General features: G+C 55.8%; 17 protein-coding genes. 2 read left to right on the forward strand and 15 right to left on the reverse strand.

The genetic code is table 11. The features are described from left to right. Positions 1-11: 11 nt before the first annotated feature. From G411_RS0104975 to G411_RS0105005, 7 genes are all read right to left on the reverse strand, one after another. Positions 12-1,346 carry a sulfite reductase subunit alpha gene (locus G411_RS0104975; protein ID WP_051151246.1) on the reverse strand — a complete coding sequence of 445 codons (1,335 nt, stop codon included), beginning with the start codon at positions 1,344-1,346 and terminating at the stop codon, positions 12-14. Between the two features lie 6 nt (positions 1,347-1,352). Further along, positions 1,353-2,174, reverse strand: a complete 822-nt coding sequence (locus tag G411_RS0104980; RefSeq protein ID WP_022958075.1) for a DUF4198 domain-containing protein — start codon at positions 2,172-2,174, stop codon at positions 1,353-1,355. Between the two features lie 37 nt (positions 2,175-2,211). Beyond that, complete coding sequence (locus G411_RS0104985) at positions 2,212-2,715, reverse strand: DUF2271 domain-containing protein (RefSeq protein WP_022958076.1); 504 nt, start codon at positions 2,713-2,715, stop codon at positions 2,212-2,214. Positions 2,716-2,727: 12 nt separating this feature from the next. After that, positions 2,728-3,333, reverse strand: a complete 606-nt coding sequence (locus G411_RS0104990; protein WP_022958077.1) for a PepSY-associated TM helix domain-containing protein — start codon at positions 3,331-3,333, stop codon at positions 2,728-2,730. Between the two features lie 126 nt (positions 3,334-3,459). Then, a complete protein-coding gene (locus tag G411_RS19395; RefSeq protein WP_022958078.1) occupies positions 3,460-6,096 on the reverse strand; it encodes a TonB-dependent receptor in 2,637 nt (878 codons plus the stop codon). A gap of 122 nt (positions 6,097-6,218) precedes the next feature. Next, positions 6,219-7,175, reverse strand: a complete 957-nt coding sequence (locus tag G411_RS0105000; RefSeq protein ID WP_022958079.1) for a FecR domain-containing protein — start codon at positions 7,173-7,175, stop codon at positions 6,219-6,221. Beyond that, positions 7,172-7,696, reverse strand: a complete 525-nt coding sequence (locus tag G411_RS0105005) for a sigma-70 family RNA polymerase sigma factor (protein WP_022958080.1) — start codon at positions 7,694-7,696, stop codon at positions 7,172-7,174. Before G411_RS0105005 ends, G411_RS0105000 begins: the two co-directional genes overlap by 4 nt. A 212-nt stretch (positions 7,697-7,908) precedes the next feature. Between G411_RS0105005 and G411_RS0105010 the strand changes: the two genes are divergently transcribed. Beyond that, positions 7,909-8,769 carry a hypothetical protein gene (locus G411_RS0105010; RefSeq protein ID WP_022958081.1) on the forward strand — a complete coding sequence of 287 codons (861 nt, stop codon included), beginning with the start codon at positions 7,909-7,911 and terminating at the stop codon, positions 8,767-8,769. A 95-nt stretch (positions 8,770-8,864) separates the two neighbouring features. On the opposite strand, the gene G411_RS0105015 is transcribed toward G411_RS0105010, so the two are convergent. Continuing rightward, positions 8,865-12,254 (reverse strand): transglutaminase family protein, encoded by a 3,390-nt coding sequence (locus G411_RS0105015; protein WP_022958082.1) that lies wholly within the window; start codon positions 12,252-12,254, stop codon positions 8,865-8,867. Positions 12,255-12,570: 316 nt separating this feature from the next. On the opposite strand from G411_RS0105015, the gene G411_RS19400 reads away from it, so the two are divergent. Then, positions 12,571-12,996, forward strand: coding sequence for a DUF6491 family protein (locus tag G411_RS19400; RefSeq protein WP_022958083.1), 426 nt, complete (start codon positions 12,571-12,573; stop codon positions 12,994-12,996). A gap of 51 nt (positions 12,997-13,047) precedes the next feature. Here G411_RS19400 and G411_RS0105025 read toward each other — a convergent pair whose 3' ends face one another. From G411_RS0105025 to G411_RS0105055, 7 genes are all read right to left on the reverse strand, one after another. Continuing rightward, positions 13,048-13,509: a bacteriohemerythrin gene (locus G411_RS0105025; RefSeq protein ID WP_022958084.1), complete on the reverse strand. Its 462-nt coding sequence runs from the start codon at positions 13,507-13,509 to the stop codon at positions 13,048-13,050. Positions 13,510-13,540: 31 nt separating this feature from the next. Next, positions 13,541-13,993 (reverse strand): bacteriohemerythrin, encoded by a 453-nt coding sequence (locus G411_RS0105030; protein ID WP_022958085.1) that lies wholly within the window; start codon positions 13,991-13,993, stop codon positions 13,541-13,543. A 256-nt stretch (positions 13,994-14,249) separates the two neighbouring features. Continuing rightward, positions 14,250-14,882, reverse strand: a complete 633-nt coding sequence (locus G411_RS0105035) for a transglycosylase domain-containing protein (protein ID WP_022958086.1) — start codon at positions 14,880-14,882, stop codon at positions 14,250-14,252. A gap of 65 nt (positions 14,883-14,947) precedes the next feature. Then, a complete protein-coding gene (locus tag G411_RS0105040; protein ID WP_022958087.1) occupies positions 14,948-15,487 on the reverse strand; it encodes a hypothetical protein in 540 nt (179 codons plus the stop codon). Next, complete coding sequence (locus tag G411_RS0105045) at positions 15,459-16,730, reverse strand: hypothetical protein (protein WP_022958088.1); 1,272 nt, start codon at positions 16,728-16,730, stop codon at positions 15,459-15,461. The genes G411_RS0105040 and G411_RS0105045 overlap by 29 nt, the downstream gene beginning before the upstream one ends. Positions 16,731-16,875: 145 nt before the next feature. Continuing rightward, positions 16,876-17,322 (reverse strand): hypothetical protein, encoded by a 447-nt coding sequence (locus tag G411_RS0105050; protein WP_022958089.1) that lies wholly within the window; start codon positions 17,320-17,322, stop codon positions 16,876-16,878. A gap of 116 nt (positions 17,323-17,438) precedes the next feature. Then, the gene (locus G411_RS0105055; RefSeq protein ID WP_022958090.1) at positions 17,439-18,569 is read right to left on the reverse strand and encodes a hypothetical protein; all 1,131 of its coding nucleotides are present in this window, start codon (positions 18,567-18,569) and stop codon (positions 17,439-17,441) included. Between the last annotated feature and the right edge of the window lie 876 nt (positions 18,570-19,445).

Genomic DNA, 19,445 nt, shown 5'->3' on the forward strand with positions numbered 1-19,445 from the left:
CAAACAGATACTCAATAGACATCCCGGCGATAGCGACCGTCATTCTCCAACTGCTCGACTCGTGCATCTCCCAGCACCTCCCGCAGTGCCGCATCGACCCCGCCCGCCATTCCGTCGCGGCTGCCACAGACCATAATCACCGCGCCGCGCGAGACCCAATCCTGTACCGCCAGCGCGCGCTGACGCAGAACCTCCTGAACATAGGCGGCGTTCTGCTCCGCTCGTGAAAAGCACAAATCCAGCCCCGGCAGGTAAGCGTCGCGCTCCAGCTCAGCAATCTGATCGGCGTAGGGACGGTCACACGCCGGGGAGCGCTCGCCGTACACCAGCCAGTTCTGCCGATAGCCCGACTGTCGCCTTGCCTGGAGATGTCCCCACAATCCCGCAAGACCAGAGCCAGCACCGATAAGGATCAGTGGCGTATCGCCCTCCGGCGTGGCAAAGAGTGGGTTGGCGCGCAGCTTGAGTTCGACATATTCCCCCAGCGCCATCTGCTCGCAGAGATAGCCGGACGCCATGCCCGCTTGCCCGTGTTCGTCATACTGCAAACGCACCAGCAGCTCCACTGACTCGCTCTGCGGCAGTGAGGCGATGGAGTATTCCCGCGCGCGCATGGCCGAGCCGGGCAGGCGAATTTCCGCAATCGCGCCCGCCTGCCAGTCCACAGCCTGCGTGGCTGGCGGCGATAAACGCAGGGCATACATCGGCGCGCCGGGGCTGCCCTCGTTCACACAGCGTCGACTCTGCAAGGTCCACGGCAAAAACTCGCCGTAGCCATGCGCGGCCTCTGCGGTGACAGCCTCCCCCACAATCGCACCCAGCCACTGATCAACCGCCTGTGCCATCTGGTCAGTGCCGCAATCAATCTCTGCACAATTGACCGCGCACTCCGCCCCAGCCTCAGCCAGTGCTGCATCGAGCTGATGGCCGTAAGCACAGAAATGCGGGTACTCGCGGTCGCCCAACGCCAGCACCTGATAGCGCAGCGAGGACAGGTCCGGTAACGCCGCCTGCGCGAACTGAGAGAGAAAGCGCGCGGCATTGTCCGGCGCTTCGCCTTCACCATAGGTCGCGGCAATGCAATAAAGCTGACGAGCAGACTGCAAGCTGTCGAGATCCAGCCGGTTCAGCGGCAGCAATCGCGCACCGTCAGGCAGGCTTGTCGCCAGCCGTTGAGCAATGCCCAGGGCGCGACCACTCTGGCTGGCGTAGGCCACCAGCACATCCCCCCGACCGTCACCCTCACTGGGCTGGGCCAGTCGGTAGGCCCGAAGACACTGCCAGGTGAACAACAGCCACGCCGTAACAGCGAATAGCGCGTAGAACACCGTTTGCCAGTCGATCATCAGCAATTACTGCGGCAGAACCTCAAAGGTTGCCACGTAAACACCGCTGCGCTCGGTGGCCGGCGGCTTGGCCTTGCCGTCTTTGTACTCCGCCTCTAACCAGTAGCGACCTGCGGCAGGCCAGGCAAAACTGGCGACACCGTCGGCATCAGCGGTCACGGTGATATCGTCCTGGCTGTTGCGGTAACGCACACCGGCGGGAATCACGGTGACGCTGGCGCCTTTGGCAGGCTCGCCGTCAATCAGAAAACGGAAACTGGCCTTTTCACCGGCAAACAGATCGTTGGGGTGAGAAATCGGCTGCATTTCAAGGCCGTCGTTGCTGGGTGCCAGCGCTTTTTCGGAAGGCAGTCCCGCCGTGATAAAGGTTTCGATGCGGCGCGATGAATAACTGACCTGCAGATTCTTTGCATCCTTGGGTACCGCTTTTTCAAAGTCACCGGGCTTGGGCTGCTGGCCGCGACCGGGCCAGAACGCCCGCTTGCCGTCGGCGGTTTCCCAGCGAGCGCGCAAGCCGCTTCCCGCAATGGCAATTTTGTAGGTGCCGTCCTGCTTCAGTTGCAGGTCGAAGGTGCTGCGCAGCTTGCCGGTGTGGGGATTCTCCGCCTTCACCTTGCTGCCATCCGGGGCCGTGATATCCAGTGAACTGAGGCGCATGGCCGCGTGATCGGTATAGAAAATATCGTTGGATACAGCGGCGTCCACTGTCACCCACGGCTGCTCACCCGACAGCACGGTGGATGCGGGCAGAAACCAGGCACGATGAGCATCTGCCGCCATCGGCAAGCTGAAGGCCAGTGCAAACAGAGCGGGTTTAATGAGTTTCATAGCTTTTCTCCTCGGTCATTCTTGCGAATAGGAAAGATCAGGGTTCGAGATGCAATTGCAGGCGGCCGAGTTCGGTCTCCCCCTGCGCGGAAAGCGACTGGGCAGCCTTGGCAGGCCAGCTGAAGGGAATTTTCAGCAGCTCGCGACCGCCCACTTCCCGGGCCGCCTCAACATTGAGCAGATAGTCACCGGCGGGCAGCGCCTGCAGTGCAGCATTCAATTCAACACGGTGCTGGCCCGGCGCCTTGGTCGCACCACTGATGCCATCGACCGGCATATCCAGCCCCCGACCGCTGCGGCGCCACCACTGGCGCATGTCCTTAAGCCACTCTTCACCTTTTTCACTGCCGTCACGGAGCTGATACCACACCGCCACATTGTGAACATCGCGGCTGCCCTTGCCTTGAATCCATATCGCCACATAGGGACGGTGGTACTCCGCCACATCAATCGTGGGCAGTTCGACATCCAGCCAGCTTTCTCCCGCGTGGGCCGTCGAGCAGCACAGCAGCACCCACAGCCATAAGCCTTTTTTCCTCATGGTTTTCCCCAACTAGTGAACAAACAGAATGATTAATAAAAACGGAATCAACACGCCCAGCGCGACGGCGGGCCAGGTAAACGGCCGGTGGCGTGTCTGGCGTTGCAATAGCAGCAGCCCCGTAAGCGAGAACAGCACGCAGGCCCCGGCAAAAATATCGATAAACCAGCTCCATGCGGTACCGGTGTCACGCCCCTTGTGCAGGTCATTGAAGTAAGCCACCCAGCCACGGTCGGTGCGCTCGTAGAGCAAGTCACCGCTGTACAGATCCAGACTCAGCCAGGCATCGCCACCCGGCCTGGGCAGGGCGACATAGAGCTCGTCTTCGCTCCATTCAGCGCGCCCCTGAGACAAGCTCAGGGCCTGCTCCCGCGACAGCCATTGCCGAAGTGCGCGCGGCAGTCCGGCCGGTTTCTCCGCCAGCGCGTTCAAGTCCTCGACCAGACTGTCGGGAACCATCACTTCCAGGCTGTAAACCTGCGGCGTCGAGGGAATACTCGCAGCATGATTGAGTGTGATGCCGGTAATCGCGAAACCGAGCATACCCACCAGACAGACGGCAGAACTCACCCAGTGCCACTGCCTCACGGTGCCTAATGCCAGGGTTTTCAAACGCAACGTGCTTTCCTTCTCGTTACAACGCAAAACGGCTCAACACATGCCGAGCCGATAGGGGGCCTTGGCCCCAGGGTTCTGACAGAGGCTGTTAACAGCCTCTGCCGCATTCAAAGACGGTCGAACGGATTAGAACGTCACACTGACGCCAACCCAGAAATTTCGCGCCTTGTCTTTGTTGTTGTAGTCATCGGTAAACTCCACCTCACTGTCCACACCACGACCGGTCAGGTACTCGTAAACGCCGTCACCATTTTTATCGTCATAGGTGGTGCTATAGCTGGTGAAATCTTCATCCAGCAGATTGTTCACCCGCGCGTGAATGGTGACGGATTCGTTGACCACTACCGAGCCACCCAGATGCAGTACACGGTACTCTTCGTAATATTGAGGATTACCTTTATCATCGGTACCGCGATAACGGTCGGAACGATGCTCCCAGGTGAGGAACAGATCAACCCGGTCGTTGATCTGCCAGTCCAGCGTGGTGTTAGCCATATGCTCGGCACTGTTGGTCAGCGGCAGGCCTTTTTCTGCGCCGCTGGTCTGCTCGCTGTCGGTGTAGGTGTAGTTCATACGCAGCGCCAGATTCGGTGAAATCTGGTAGCGTCCGGCCAGTTCCGCGCCCCGAATTTCAGCCTCGTCAATATTGATTTTTTGGCGGTAGTCGTCGTAGCCCAGGTCTTCATAGGCGCCGAGATTGGCACAGGGTTTCACACCCCCGGTCTGCTCACAGGACAGCACGGCATCGCCGGTCACAATCTTGTCCTCGAACTGGTTCTGGAAGAAGGTGATATTGAAGTTGTGGCGCGCGGTCAGCGACTCCCAGTACAAGGCGATCTCAGTATTCTCACTGGTCTCGGGTTTGAGGTCCGGATTGCCGACAAACGGGATGGTGCCCTGGCCACCAAAGCCGGTAACACCGTTATACAGGTCCGTGGTTTTCGGAGTTTTATAACCGGTGCTGATGCCGCCTTTTACCGTCCATTCCGGGTGCAGGCTGTACACACCGTAGAGTCGCGGACTGGTATTGCTGCCGAACTGCTTGTGGTCGTCGTAACGCACACCGGCGGTAATGGTCAGCGGGGTGATCGGCGTCCAGTTGTCTTCGACGAACAGCGAGTACATCTCATGCTCAGAGACAACACCTTGGCCATCGTCGCCGCCCTCCATACCAAAGACGCCATCTTCCAGTTCACCGTCAATGTACTGGCCACCCACGACCAGCATGTGCTCACCCGCCAGGTTTTCCAGCGGAATATCCAGACGCGCATCCAGCGTGTACTGGTTGCTTTCCATCGGGCGTTTGGGACGCGGCAGGAAGGTATCAGCCATAATTTCCCGGCGCTCTTCCTCAGTCAGACCGGCATAACTGCCCGTGCCTTCAAATATCTCTTGCTGCAGGGCGCGCTCTGTAGCAGTCAGTGGCAAGGTACGACCGAGGTTCGCCGTTTCGATATAGGCCAGCGAGACAGTGCTGTCAGCAAAACCCCAGTCACCCTCGTGGGTCAGCGACCACTGGTCGCGGGTAAATTCCTGCTCGGCGGCATAACCGGCGCGAGGACTGCTGGTAAACAGGCGATCAATACTGTCCACCGTCCCCAATGGGTAGCTGCCATCGGCGTTGGGGGTGTTGTCGTATTTCTGCTCAGATTTGTCGAAATCAAAGACCAGTGACTGACTCTCACTTGGCGTCCAGCTCAGACGAAAGCCCAGTGACTTGTTGGTGTTGTCCACCGTCTTGCCACCAGCGCCAAAGCCCAGCGAACGTACATGCACATCGCCATTCGGGTCGCGAACCGGCGCATATTCCGGGTTGGAAGCTTCCCGATCGTAGACACTGCCGCGCACGGCCAAACCCAGCTTGCCGGGAATCAGCGGTCCCATCACATTGAAATCGGTAGTGGTGTCTTCGCCGAAGGCTTCATCTTCCTGGAAAGTGCGGCTGAAGTTGATACCGCCGGTCCAGGTGTCAGTAATTTTCTTGGTGATCACATTGATCACCCCGCCCAGCGCATCGGCGCCGTACAGTGTCGATGCCGGCCCGCGAATCACCTCGACGCGTTCAATCGCGGTCAGCGGCGGAATATGGTTGAACTGGTTGCCACCGAAGTTATTGGGATAAATATCGCCGTGGTTGTTCTGGCGGCGGCCGTCGATCAGCAGCAGCGTATAGTCGGCGCCCATGCCGCGCATACTGACGGTGCCCTGCCCGGTTTTATCGCGGGTCTCGCCAATATCCACCCCTTCCAGCTCGCGCACCACATCTAGCAGAGTGGTATAGGGGCGGCTCTTCAATTCCTCCTGATCCACCACGGAAATACTCGCCGGTGCATCCGTAATCTTCTGCTCAAAACCCGAGGCGGACACCACCAGCTTTTGCAGCATGACGGTTTCGCCCAGATCGATCGCCTCAGCCGCCGCTGGCGCTTCACTCAGCACGTAGCTGCCATTGGCCTGGCGGTTGGCCGTCAGGCCCGTGCCACCGAGCAGCCGCATCAGCGCTTGCTCCGGTGTGTAGCTGCCGTCCAGCCCGGCGGTTTCACGCCCTTCCAGCAGCTCCGTTGCGACGCTCAGCGAGACGCCACTCTGCTGTGCAAAGCGGGTTACCGCACTGCCGAGGTCACCGGCAGGAATCGAGAACTGTGTGAGGTTGGCAGCGGCTGGCTGCGCAATGACAGAGGGCGCGGCGACGCTCAGGCCCATTGCTGTCGAAAGCAGCAATGCCTGGCATCCACCGTGTGGGCGAAAGCGTTTGAATAACATCCGTAACTCCTTTTCCAGGGCTGTTGAGGGCCTGTTTTTCTGAGACTTGTGTAGGGATATCGAACGAAGCCCAAGAAAAGGGAACCGATTCTCAAAAATAAATGAGAATTAATATCAAATAGTCATGCCGCGCTGACATTCACCCACCACGGCAGCGGAACATCGACGCGGATCGGCAGACTGGCACCGAGCATTTCCAGCGCCATATCGGTATTTGAAGTGGGAAATGATCCCGTGACCCGCAGCGCCGCCACGTCCGGCGACACATGGATAATGCCGTGCCGGTAGCGCGACAATTCCGACAGTAACTCGCCCAGCGACTCGTTGTGGGCCAGCAGCAGGCGACGCGTCCAGGCCTCGTAACGCGGCTCGGCAGCCTCCACCGCCACAATGGCATCGCGACCGAAGCGGCACTGCTTGCCCGCCGCAAGCTGCTGCACCTGACCGCCACGCGTGCGCAGATCGACGCGACCGTCATACACCGCCAGCACTTGTGCCTGAGCATCGCCGCCACCGCGCAGCGCAAACCGCCCGCGCTCACAACTCAGCTCGGCGGCCGCTGTGGTCACCGTCATGGGCGACTTGCCTGCCACCGCTTCAACAAACACATCCCCTCGGTGAACGCTGAGCCGGCGGCGCCCGGCGCCTAAATCGCTGTCCAGACTGCTGTCGGTGTTCAACCAAACGCGACTGCCATCCATCAACGACAACTGCCGCACTTCGCCAACTGCCGTGCGCTCCCCGGCCAGCCAATGTTCATAGGGCGCAAACATCCAGGTCGCTACCGAGGTGACACCCAGCGCAGCAATACACTTCAATGAGCCGCGCCGGGTCAGCCGACGCCGCTGTAAGCGCTTGAGAGTATCGCCAACGGGCAGCGAGTTGCCGACATCGCGCAAACCGTCAAAGCGCTGGGAAACCGCTTCGATATATTGCCAGGCTCGCTGGTTCGCCTCGTCGGCGGCCACCCAATGTCGCCAGGCGCGCTCCGCATCGCTATCCACCTGCTCGTCGGCCAGACGCGCATACCACTGGGACGCCTCTCGAAGCGCGCGGTGCTGTTCCCGCTCCAGACTCATATCAAGGCCTCGTCCGCTTGCACTTCCAACAGCACACACTCGTACATGGCTCGCGCCATATATTTCTTCACGCTGCGCTCAGACACAGCAAGGCGCTTGGCAATCTCGCTGTACGTCAGCCCCTCCAGTCGCGACATAAGAAACGCGGCCGCCACCTTCTCTGGCATCTGCCGCAGCATCGTGTCGACCTCATACAGGGTTTCAATCACCAGGGCCTGCTCTTCCAGCGAGGGAATCACCCACTCCGGCCATGCCGCTACCGCATCACGCCACGCCTGCTCCACCTGACGCCGACGCCAGAGGTCGACGCACAGGCCTTTGGCAACCGTGGTCAGATAGGCGCGCGGCGAATCGTCCTCCAACACCTGCGGACGCCGCATCAAACGGATAAACGCGTCCTGAGCCAGATCGGCGGCATCGTGATCACAGCCCAGCCGCCGTCGCAGCAGCGACAGCAACCAGGGATGATGATCCTTGTAGAGGGCGCCGAACTGCTTCTGCGCCGCCGGAGAAACCGACATGGCTGACCTTGAATCCGGGAAAAGAAAACGACACACAAATAACAATCATTCTCATTATAGTAAAATAATGCCGCATTACACAATGCCGCTGTATTGACCTGTCAGGATCACAGCACTGGCCCGGCGATATTGCCTTTGCGTGCCGCCTGCGTTTTATTAAGGTCTGGGTATCAACGCCCTACCGTTCGCCCGTCGCAAACAGAGGTCATACCGTGAAGCCAATCACCCATACCGCCCTATTGCTGATCACCGCACTGTCCTGTTCATCGCTATGGGCGAATGCCGTCAGTGATACCTGGCGAGAATTGACCTATTCACGATTTGATAACGCCACAGCCATCCCGCCGGGCACGTATAAGAAGGCGGTTTTCCTCGACACCGGCAGTCACTCTGCGCCGGTGGTCAGAGTGCAAGGAGCCCAAACACGATACGGCAAAGACCGGGCGAAGGAATTTACCCGCAGCATTGCCGGACCGGAGAGCTTCGCCCGCAACCCCGTCAAACTGGGTATTCGGCTGCCGGTGATCGACCTCGCCACACTGAACGCCGGCTACAGCAGCCCGGCATGGGGAGTGAACACCGAGCTGAAGCGACTCATGCCGCACTACAACGTGCAGACCCAGCAGGCGCTAGCCGACTATGCCGCCGCCAATGGCGTTGATCTGTTCGTGATTGAGGACGAAGTGCGCACCACGCTGCTGTCGCTAGGCACGGTGACGATTGGCGAGTACGCCGACAAAACCGATGTACTGAGTATGCGGACAAGCTTTGCGCTGCACCTGTCCGGCAATTTGATCGCGGTCGACCCGCAAAGTGGCGAGGCCATCAGAGCCTGCGAATTCAAGGCGTCAGAAAACCTCTCCAGGCTCGCCCCGTCAATGAAGAAGAAATACAAGAACGCCTGGCGCCTGAGCCCGCTTAAAGACCGGGACGACGGCGTCAGCAATTACCGGGGACCGAGTCAGGAAGAGATCGCCGCCGTGCAGCAGTTCTACAAAGCGACACTGCAGCAAGCGCGACAAGACTGCCCCTTTCTGCAAAGTCTGGAAAACAGTGCTGCCGGGGCGAGCTGACTCACTCTCTACAAGCCACCCTCTAAAACTCACCTAAGATGACTCAGGCCTCAGCGATGGCTACTCCGCAAGCCTCGCTGAGGCCTTCCCAGCCACTAACCGATCCAGTTAGCCTTGCGGCGCAGGTCCAGCGTGTGAGGGTATTCGCCCGGTGACTCTTCCGGTGGCGGTGACATAGGGCGCGGCGGCGTTTCAAAAAACTCGCGTACAGCATCCAGATCAGGGTTGGGGGTAAACGGCCCCGGCGTGTGGCTGGTCACATCAAAGCGGTTAATGCGCCGCGACTCGGCCTCGAAGGCGTTCACCGGGAACACATCGTAGCTGCGACCGCCGGGGTGGGAAACGTGATAGGAACAGCCACCCACCGAGCGACCATTCCAGGTATCAATCAAATCAAACACCAGCGGCGTGTGCACACCCAGCGTGGGGTGCAGCGCTGACGGCGGCGCCCAGGCACGGTAGCGCACCCCGGCCACGTACTCGCCGTGACGGCCGGTACTGCGCAGCGGCACCCGGCGGCCGTTGCAGGCCAGCACATAGCGGCCATCGGTCAGCCCGCTTACCTTTACCTGCAAACGCTCGACCGAGGAATCCACATAGCGCGCGGTGCCAAAGCTGCCCACTTCTTCACCCAGCACATGCCAGGGCTCAATCGCCCAGCGCAGTTCGATCTCAATGTCGTTAATCACCGTGCGACCATAATGGGGGAAGCGGAATTCCTCGAAGGGCAGCAGCCAGTCGCTGTCGAAGTCGTAGCCGCGCTGGCGCAGATCGGCGACCACTTCCATCACGTCCGCCCAGATATAGTGCGGCAGCATAAATTTATCGTGCAGCGAGGTGCCCCAGCGCACCAGCGGCTTGCGGTAGGGCTCGTCCCAGAAGCGCGCGATCAGGGCACGAATCAACAGCACCTGCACCAGCGACATGCGCGCATGAGGCGGCATTTCAAAGCCACGGAATTCCAGCAGCCCCAGTCGCCCGGTCGGGCTGCCCGGCGCATAGAGTTTGTCGATACAGAACTCGGCGCGGTGGGTGTTGCCGGTCACGTCGATCAGCAGATTGCGCATCAGCCGGTCGATCAGCCAGGGCTGCTCCGCCAACCCGTCGGGCATCTGCTGGAAGGCGATCTCCATTTCATAGAGCATTTCGTCCCGGCCTTCGTCGGCGCGGGGCGCCTGACTGGTCGGGCCGATAAAGGCACTGGAGAACAGGTAGGACAAGCTCGGGTGATGCTGCCAGAACGACACCAGACTGCGCAGCAGATCGGGCCGCCGCAGTATCGGGCTGTCGGCGGGCGTTGGCCCGCCAAGCGTAATATGGTTGCCGCCGCCCGTGCCGGTGTGGCGACCGTCGAGCATAAATTTCTCTGTTGCGAGGCGCGATTCTTTCGCGGCCTGATACAGCTCTTCGGTGTTCGCCACCAGCTCGCGCCAACTGCCCGCCGGATGAATATTCACCTCGATTACGCCGGGGTCGGGCGTGACCAGCAGCTTGGTCACCCGCGGGTCGCGGGGCGGCTCGTAACCCTCAATCATCAGCGGTGCATTCAGTTCGGCGGCGATTTCCTCCAGCACCGCCAGAATCGCCACGTATTGTTCCAGCGCATACAACGGCGGCATAAAGATGTGCAACTTGCCGTCGCGGGGCTCCACACACAGCGAAGTGCGAATCGGCAATGTCGACCCGCCACCGGTTTTTTCAGCGGGCTTCTCGCTGGGCTTCGCTGCGGGTTGCGGACTGGTACTGGCAACGCCGCTGCCGGGCACCGGCATATGCGCCGAGCCATCGGTGTAGGCCTCGCGCTTCAGCAGCGGCTGATGCGGTTCAAAGGGGTCGCGTTCCGGCGCACGTGGCACTTCATCAATACCGATGATTTCATCCAGCGGCAGGCGCAAGCCCATCGGCGAATCGCCGGGCAACAGAGTGACTTTCTCGCGTTTCACCGACCACACCGAGCTGCGCCAGCACTGGGCAAACAAATCCCACTCCAGCGGCAACACAAAGCCCGCCGGTTTATCCATGCCGGTTTCCAGCAGCCGTACCAGTCGGCGCCGGGTCAGGTCATTCTTGGCTTTGGCGGCGAGCTTTTCGAGGTTGTGGGGAATTTTCTGTTCTTGCAGCAGGTAATAAAGTGCGTCTTCGTAGGTCGGCTGCAGAAAGCGCGCATCCAGCCCCAGGCGGCTGGTGAGCTTTTTGCCAAAAGTCTTGGCCAGCGCCAGGTCGTGGCCGTAATCCTTGTCCACCCGCGCCAGCAATTCCGGTCGCGACCACAGCGGTTCGCCGTCGGTGCGCCAGAACAGGCCCAGCGCCCAGCGCGGCACTTCCTCGCCGGGATACCATTTACCCTGCCCATAATGCAGCAGGCCCTTGGGCGCAAAATGATCGCGCAGGCGCAGCAGCAGCGTCTTCGCCAGTCGCAGCTTGTCGGCGCCCAGCGCCTCAGTATTCCACTGGGCCGATTCCATATCGTCCACCGACACAAAGGTCGGCTCGCCGCCCATGGTCAGCCGCACATCGTTGTCGACCAGCTTCTTATCAACATCCTCGCCCAGCTTGAGAATCGCCGCCCACTGGGCGTCATTGTAGGGCTTGGTCACACGCGGATCTTCGTGCACCCGAGTGACGACGTTGCTGTAGTCAAACTCCACTTCGCATTCGTCGGTAAAACCGTCGATGGGCGCCGCCGACACCGGGTCGGGCGTACAGGCCAGCGGAATATGGCCCTCACTGGCAAACAGGCCGGAGGTCGGATCAAGCCCCACCCAGCCCGCACCGGGAACATAGACCTCGCACCAGGCGTGCAGGTCGGTGAAATCTTCTTCCGGGCCGCTGGGGCCATCCAGACATTTTTCATCGGAGGCCAACTGCACCAGATAGCCCGAGGCAAAGCGCGCCGCCAGCCCCACATGGCGCAGCAACTGCACCAGCAGCCAGGCGGAATCCCGGCAGGAACCCTTCGCCAGTTCCAGCGTTTCCTCCGGCTTTTGCACCCCCGGCTCAAAGCGCAGGCTGTACTCCACCAATTCCTGAATACGGCGGTTGGTATTCACCAGAAAATCGTTCAGCCGCTCCTCGGGCTTGTCGATCTCTGCCAGCAGCTTTTTGAACAGCGGTCCCTGAGGTTTTTTCTCCAGATACGGCAGCAGCTCTTTCTTCAGCTGATCGGGGTACTCAAAGGGGAAGGCCTCGGCGTACTCCTCCACAAAAAAGTCGAAGGGGTTGATCACCGTCATATCGGCAATCACTTCCACCTCAATACTCAGCTCTGTCGCTTTTTCGGGGAAGACCAGCCGCGCCAGGTAATTGCCAAAGGCATCCTGCTGCCAGTTGATGAAGTGCTCTTCCGGCGTCACCTTCAGACTGTAGGCCCGAATCGGCGTGCGGCTGTGAGGCGCGGGCCGCAGGCGAATCACATGCGGATAAATTTTGGTTGGACGGTCAAATTTGTAGTAAGTGTTGTGATTGATCGCAATACGAATTGTCATCCCTGCCCCCAAAGCACGAGCCGGCACCACAGCGCCGAATACGCACAGTAAAGCATGGCTTCATGACCGGAATACATGCCTTTACCCTGCACTGAACCATTTATTTTTTGCCATCGCCGCAGGGTGCACATCGCCGCGTTAAACACCACGGCGGCTCCCCAGCCCGGCAAATCATTGTGTGGTTTTGCCTATGCACATTCTTTGCCAAACAAGCGCTTAGCGCGCCGCATGGCATCACAATCTATCGCCGCCCTTTTGCGCAGCAGCCTGCTACACTCGGTGCTCAGTTATCGTGAACCGCTATGGAGAAATGCCCATGACACGCCAACGCCTTGCCACGCTGCTGCTCAGCCTCTGCACCGCTGCGGGAAGCGCCACCGTCCTGGCGGAAGACAGCTCCGCGCCGAATCCCAACCTCAAACTGGCCACCGGCGAGCCCGTTCGCTGCCTGTCATTGAATCGCATCGATGAAACCGTCGTGCTCGACGCCAACAACGTACTGTTCTACACCGGCCGCAACGAGGTTTATCTCAACGACCTGCCGCACCGCTGCCTGGGGCTGTCGCGGAACAAACCCATCATGTACCGCACCTCACTGCATCAGCTTTGCAGTGTCGACATCATCACCGTGCTGGAAAGCATGGGCAGCAGCTATATGCCCGGCCCCTCCTGCGGATTGGGCATGTTCTACCCGATCAGCAAAGAGGATGCGGACAAGCTGAGAAAGGAAAGCCGGAAATAGCGCTGCCGTCTACACGGGCGCGCTGAAAGCGTTGCTGGGTGGTGGATCCGATTATTGAAAATACCGCGACACCGCCTGCCGCACCCAGCTCTGCTGCTGATCCGGCTGAATACCCAGCAGACGCTGCTTCACCACCGGCGCGTATTGCTGGTCATCCGACATAATGTGGTCAATCAGCCAGTGCTGCAGAATCGTCGCCAGCTCCTCGGCAATCGCCTCCCCCCGGTCAAAGCGCGCTTTCATCGCGCCAATCAGTTTCGCAAAATGCTGATGAGTCAGCTGATGCTCCGATAACTCGGGGTAATCCACCTCCTCCAGCAACGCCTCCTCAAAGGCAAAGTGCGACAGCGTGTAATCCACCAGATTCGGTAAAATCACGGCCAGCGAATCCTGCGCGGCCGCGCGGCTGCGGGCATCGTAAATCTGATTAATGTACTCAATAATGCGCTGATGCTGGTGATCAATCACCTCTATCCCCAGCTCATACTCCGGCGACCAGACAAAGCGTGACATAGGCGTCTCCTTACAGGCTCAAGAAAGGCAATCAGCCAAACAACCGCTTCATCCAACTGCCTTTCTTCGCCTTCACCCGCTGGGTTGCCGCCTGCATATTCTCCTTCACTACGCCGGTGTAATCCCGGTCATCGTGCTTGATGTGATTCACCAGCCAGTTGGTCAGCGTATGCATCAACTCCTCAGTCACATCCTCTCCCGCCCGCGCACTTTGCTGATAAGCCGAAATCCGACGCGTAAACAGCGAATGTACCTTCTTATGCGGCTTCACAAAGGGATAGCCAGCCTCCTCCATCAGCGTCTCCTCAAAAGCAAAGTGAGACACCGTGTAATCCACCAGCTCATCCAACACCTCCATCAACTCCTTGTGGCTGTGATGCTGATGCGCCAGCTCCACCTTGTTGATGTAATCCACAATCCGCTCATGCTGACTATCAATCACCGGAATACCAATCTCCAGCTCCGGCGTCCAACGTAAGGCCATAACCAAAACCCCATACACATTTCGTTAGATCGCAATGTAGCAAGCTGATGCAAGGATTTCTGGATGTAGATCAAGAGGGAGGGAGTTTTGGGGAGGATTAGCGGGACAGGATCAAGCGGTATTACTCAGTTAAATATAGATGCGTATGCAATGACTCATATTGACGTTTGCAGCAGACAAACCTAGCTAATGTAGCCGACGGAAAATGCAAAAAGGCGGGCAGAGCCCGTAATTGCAAGGCTCCGCATGACAGCACTCAAGAACATTGATCCAGGAATATTCGCGACACATGCTCGTAGATGCATTCACCGCTTAATACCTTCTTGATGCGGCCTACTCGTTCTTCAGATGCCGCCGTACCTGGCTTGAGCGCATCCGGCGCAGGAAGCATAGCAATTAATGACAAGTACTCATCATCAGTTAACTCCGGTAGTAACTTATCAAACCAAGAACGGGCTCCTTCACTAATACCAAACAGTCGTTTTCCTTCCATTTCACCAAAATATGCAGTAGATACAAACGCTACAAGCTGGGTTTCCTTTGATATATTTGAATGAACAACAAACCGAGCAATTAACGTTTGCTCTATCTTCTTGAAACCTTTCGTAAATTTTTCAAAAAAAAGCTTCTTTACCAAGCTTTGAGTGATTGTGGTGGTGGTTAATGGGCTAGGCCACTCAATGCCAGTGTGTTCAAAAAATGAAGGATCTTGGATTTTGACCAGCATACCCTTTCTCTCTTCACTCAAGCCTATATCCATTAGTGTTTTTGACTCATAGGGCTCGAATTCATGAGAAAGATTCTTATATGCCACTGCCACGGCATATGCCTCATATGCCGCCAAGGCAACGCATAAAGTTGCCACTAAATATATCAGTTTTCGTGTCATGAAATTTATTATCCTAGAATAGAGAAAACCGGCACCGCGCACATGGCACCCTGCACTTTGAATTACTATGAAATTTTAATATCGAGCTGTACTTGGCTAAGCGCACTGGCCGTCGGCGCGCAGGCAACGAGCGCCTTTTCGATTGGCCTATGTCCCTTGAAATACATAGGAATCCACAATGGAAAGCCTTTTTTCCTCTTCACTCGAATATGGTTCAAACCAAAAAATTTAACTCTTTTTGCGCTATGCACATCTGACCAGACAAGCTTATTGACTCTATAGAGAACGACCCCGTTGTGATTAATTTCGACGATACTGATACTCCAAATTCCAACCAACACCACAACCACATTCAAAGTGACCAAAATCAGAGCATCTAAGCTGGGACTACCCCAATACCAAAGCAACGAAAACCACATCCCTGCAAAAATCCCCGACAGCGAAACCCTATGGGGAAGGTGATATCTATAGGAAGCTTCACTGCTCATAGTCTTGGCCTCAGTTATGTTAACGCCACAATAACCGGCGCGCGCTTTTTTCGCGTCCGGCGCCGAAGGCGAGAAGTTGATTGATTTGTTAGGATTTATCATCAGCAGCCACAACATTTTCTATTCGTTCTTTTAGCCACCCCCCAAAAACAACGGGCTTCCAGTCGCTGCCTACTTTAGAGCTGACATCGGCCAAGTAACCAAAGGCGCTACCAGCAGCACCGCCAATTGCTGCGCCGCCTGGGCCTGCGACAACAGCCCCAACAGCAGAGCCTAAAGCCCCACTACCCAAAACACCAAAAAGGCTCAAAGTCTTACGCCCAGCTGTAACTAGGCCGCTCTCCTTTGCAACTTCATTGTGATAGGCAATTATTGCATCTCTATCACGACCATTCTCTTGCTGTAGCCAATTTCGAAACTTCTTGGCTTTATCTCTAATTTTCAAAATTTCTCTAAGCGACAGCTGATCCGAGTTAACTAGCGCCCTAATATCAGGAAACTCAACCTTACCTTTTAGCTCCTCAATAATATCGCCGGATTTAGCAATACGCTCTTTAGATTCATAAAGCTTATCACCAACGAGGATACTCATCGGTTGAGGTAGAAAAAGATCACTGCCCATAGTTGCGGCCGACCAGATAAAGCGATTTGATAATGCTGAAGCAGTAAGCGGCGTTCCATTATGGAAAGTCACCCCCTCTCCTGCTATTCGACTCAACTCATTGAAATCGACATTGAAATTAAGTCGATGTTTAGCATCACCCCCTGAGTTAGTAACTGTGGCTTTAATTTCAGGAGGCCTTCCTAAAGAATGAACACTATAAATTTCGTCTACAAATGATTGGACAATAATGGCATTTCTTCTAGGATCTCTAAAATCGGCTCTAGCATTTTCTATTGCAGAGCTAAATTCTTCTGCTTTCACTTCCACGACATTATCCCTAAAGGCCGAGTAGAGGTGCCTTCTATGTCTTGCCTTCGGAAATAATGCCTCTATTGATTGGTGATATAGAAAACGTCTTTCAAACGAATTTGGCTCTGCCTGCAAATTATCTTGAATATTCCATATAGAGTATTCATCGTCTTTTAGAATTGCCGTACTTATGAATGAGTACTCGTAAAATTTAAGCGCTCCTTCTTTGAGGAGAATATAGAAATCATTCAGAGCTCCATTATTTATAAACCAGCTTATAAACTCAGCCAACTGAAGTTGATTAGAAGGATTAACAATTACGGAGTCATAGTATATTAGCGACTCAGCAAAAAGCCCTATATCAATACTTTTACCAGAGCCTTTCAGCTCTGGTGAGGCATATGCCCATGACTCAATCGGTACTAAAGCGCTGCTATTCCCTGACATTAGATTTCTTCTTCAAGTATATTCACTGTAAGCCTAACGCCAGCCGCAACGGCCCAAAAATAAGCGCAGCGTTTTTGTGTCCGGCGACCGCAGGGAGCGTATTGCCGGCTCTTGTTAGAGCTTGCTACGTGATGCGTTGAAAGGCTCACGTACGCAACCACATTTCTATAACATGCCATACGATATAGGAAACAGAACCGGTAATTAACATGCGAAACTGCCAATGGCCCAACTGATTGGCCGTGTCCGAATTGTTTTTGATAGCCCCTCTGATACCTTCGCTCGCGGCTTGTACCATTTGGGGATGGCCGCTTAGTTCTGGATACCGCCCATTTTCAACGCGCAACAACTCGTAATTAGCAAATAATGTAGAGTTAACATAAGCGAGATTTTTACAACTAAGGTAAAAACTTAGACCCCAGAATAAGAGAGCGGCTGCTAGGGGTAACTGACAAAGACTAAGAGCGGAAGATGCTGTTTGTGTGAGGGAGAACCCGACCGCCGTGCCCGCAGCTGCTAAAAGGAAATATGTATACTTTCCTTGAGACTCTCGCAAAGCACGATACACCTCTTTCTCTTCTTCAGTAGCCACTAGCCCTCCTTAGTTCTAACGCCAACGATCAGTTGCGCTTGAGGCAGGGAACGTTTTTGCGGCAGCAAAAATGAGCCACGGGTCAAACGTCCCTTGCAGCGTGTTGTTAGGCGACGTTAGTACACCGTATTTGCAACCATGTTCTTCCACATCTGCCCCCTATCAAGTAGCTGCCCTTGGTAGATGACTTCGCCAAAGGTGTCATCCACAATCCTGCGAGCACCTTCATAGACGTGAACGTGTATTCCTTTTTCCTGAGGGCGATCCGCAGTCCAGACTACGGCTGGAGTTGATGACCAGAGTTCGAAACGCTTTCCAGCATAGTCATCTAGATTTAGTTGGCGGTCGGGAACAACGTACGTATTACTTTTACTGAACTGATCATGCAATGGCTTGAGCGGAGTCGAGACGATTAAATCGGAACTCCAAATGCTGTCGTTCCCACAGTTACCGCAAAAATGTTTTTTGTGTGGGGTTCGAGCAAAACTTCCAAGGTCAAGGTGAGGGTATCCACACTTCTTGCAAGTAATACAGTCAACCTCGTAACCCTCTTCAATCGATCGCACAAACTCAAAAGCAGCCGGTGGAGTCACCTGAATTTTGGTGATATCCGGACTTTCAAATAAGTCGAGTTTTTGATTGTACGAGCAAACGATTGCAGCAAAGTCTTTGTCCAGAACCTTACGTGCTTGCACAGCAAAACGCTTGTGAACGTGAATTCTTGGTGACCTTTGTTCAATGGGCTCACTCGAGAGCGCCGGTGGTAAGGAACACCAGATTCCAATTTCCTCGAAGTCCTTGAACTCAATTTCAAGAGGATCGACTACATAGCTCATTTTCATCGAGTGGTTCCCACACCTGATCTCGCCAGATTCAGGAACCGCCGCGTAGTCTGCTTTAGTGCCCCAATGAAGTTGGTGCGTTTTGCAATACCAACGTTGAGCACCATTGCGAAATTTTCCGCATGGGATGATGTGACATGGAAGAACGGCATCATCGCCAGACGCCCCTTCAAACATACCAAACACATCTTCTGAATTGACCGCTATGTTTCCGATCGTCCTTCCTGGAGCCCAGCACACAGCGTCTGCAGCGCAGTAATCCTCATGTGTGAATTCCGTGTCAGCTTCGTCCCCGACTTTGCGAATGAATTCCTTCCTCGCCATGCCAGTACCGAGGTTTGCCCACTCACACTCCCAGACTTCAACGGCCTGGGTGTCTTGGTTAATTCTTCGTGAAAAAAACATCGTGCAATTCTACTTCAGCCAGATCTAGTCGCCTAACGCCGCCAACACGCGCAGCTTTGCAGTGAAGGCGTAGCCGCAACGAAAAAGCTGTCGCCGTGATTGGCCTTGTTAGCACTTAGCTCCGACATCAAGACGTACGCTCGCCTACATATGGGACGACCTTCCATTCTTCGTCTTCGTTTCTACGCGAATAAAGCTCTCGGTCAGTCCCCTCTGAATTAGGGATGCTAATACACTGCTCCGCATCATCGTCGCTGCATATCACTGGTTGGTGCTGAGCTGAAGCCCCCGCGTACTTGTCAGCCTTTACGTTATTCCAGATTTCGTTTATTTCTTCTTGAGAGTGCTTCATCGTTGTATCCCCTTGAGTGCTAACAGCCTGTTTATGAGACCAGCGGCCTCATAATAAATATTATCGGGCGGCCATCTATCACGCGACGCCTTTTCCGCCCGCCATTTAACTCATTGTTTTTAAAAGCGCATTTCGAAACCGAATTTCGTCGAGACCAATAACAGGGCCACTTCAACGGCAGGAAGGATTTATCGGGAAATACTGTATATGCATACAGATTATTGACGGGGATTGTCATTATGGGCGTTTCACCATTCCTTCGGTCATTGCGGGAGCACATGCTAGTGCGTCGCTACAGGCTACTTACAATAGAATCGTACCGCTGCGGGATCAAGCCTTTCATTATTTTTCATGGTTAACATAAAGCACACACCGCAAACGGCGCTCGCAAGGAACATCGCCGTAAGGCGGCAGATGTTTATGCTTTGTTTATTTTTTGAAATGACATGGAGTTCTCCGGCAAACGACGGTGAGTTAAGCAATAGTGATCAGTCGGTACAGAGTGTTCATCACGGCGAGAACCG

The sequence above is a fragment of the Spongiibacter tropicus DSM 19543 genome (assembly GCF_000420325.1).
GTDB lineage: Bacteria > Pseudomonadota > Gammaproteobacteria > Pseudomonadales > Spongiibacteraceae > Spongiibacter > Spongiibacter tropicus.